This is a genomic window from Bacillus sp. LR--39, from assembly GCF_053613335.1.
Window position 1 is genome coordinate 1 of record NZ_JBSIOT010000271.1, and the last position, 1,160, is coordinate 1,160.

General features: G+C 49.8%; 2 protein-coding genes. Both read right to left on the minus strand.

Annotation, left to right across the window (positions count from 1 at the left end; all coding sequences use genetic code 11):
• A partial coding sequence (locus ACWHAR_RS22420; protein WP_452087873.1) for a FecCD family ABC transporter permease occupies positions 1 to 905 on the minus strand: 905 nt, incomplete at its 3' end.
• Positions 902 to 1,160, minus strand: a 259-nt coding sequence (locus ACWHAR_RS22425) for an iron chelate uptake ABC transporter family permease subunit (RefSeq protein WP_452087874.1), incomplete at its 5' end; no start/stop codon positions are given. The genes ACWHAR_RS22420 and ACWHAR_RS22425, both read right to left, overlap by 4 nt.

Consider the following 1,160-nt stretch of genomic DNA (forward strand, 5'->3'; position numbering starts at 1 on the left):
AGCAGAGCTCCAATAAGTGCCGACGCTGGGAGCAGCGCGCCATAAGATGAGCCGACAAGCCGTCTTGCAATATGGGGCGCCATCAGCCCGACAAAACCGATTGTGCCGGCAACTGAAACTGCACAACCAGTAAGAGCCGTACTCAAAAGTAGCAAGAAAAAACGATTTCGCTGCACAGCGCTTCCTGCACCCGCCGCAATATCTTCACCCAGCACCTGTATATTCATATTTTTTAGCGCGACAAAACAAATGAATAAGAGAATGACAGATAAGATAATAGCTATTTTTACATGCTGCCAGTTTGACCCATAAACTGACCCAGTGATATACACATTGGCTTGTGATGCCCGGTAAATCGGGCCTTTGATCATCAACAGGGTAGTCATCGCCTGCGCCGACATTGAAAATCCGATTCCGATAAGCACCAGCCGAAATGTGGAGGCGCCATTTTTGTATGCCAGTAAATAGACGATGAGCCCGACAGCCGATGCGCCGATAAATGCGGCTGCTGGAAGCCATGACAGACTGATCGTAAGTGAACTGCTGCGGTCTGAGAAGAACATCATTAAAAGCACGACCGCTACCGCCGCTCCTCCTGTTATTCCGATAATATCCGGAGATGCGAGAGGGTTTCCGACGAGCCCCTGCAATATCGCGCCTGCCGCTGCCAAGCAGACACCGGCGCATAAAGCTGTCAAAATTCTTGGCATGCGGAACGACATGATCATCAGTTCATCCAGCTTGGAACCTGCACCAAAGAATGTTTTTGCTACATCCCAGGGAGGAATAAACCTTTGTCCGAGACCTGCGCTTATGATGAGTACAGCAGCTGTTAACCCCAGTAAAACCAAAAAGACGATCCATGCTTTCTTTTCAGCCGCAGTAACGCCAAAACGAAGTTTCATAGCTTCGCCCCCCTTCTTGCGATGTACACAAACACAGGCATTCCGATGATGGCGGTCATGACCCCGACAGGAACTTCCTGAGGCATAATGATATATCGCGCACCGATATCCGCGCAAACAAGCAAAATGGCACCCAAAACAGCGGAAAATGGCAGAACCCAGCGATAATCATTACCAACGACAAAGCGGGCAAAATGCGGAATAATGATGCCGATAAAAGAAATCGGCCCGGCAATGGCGACAGCGGACCCTGCA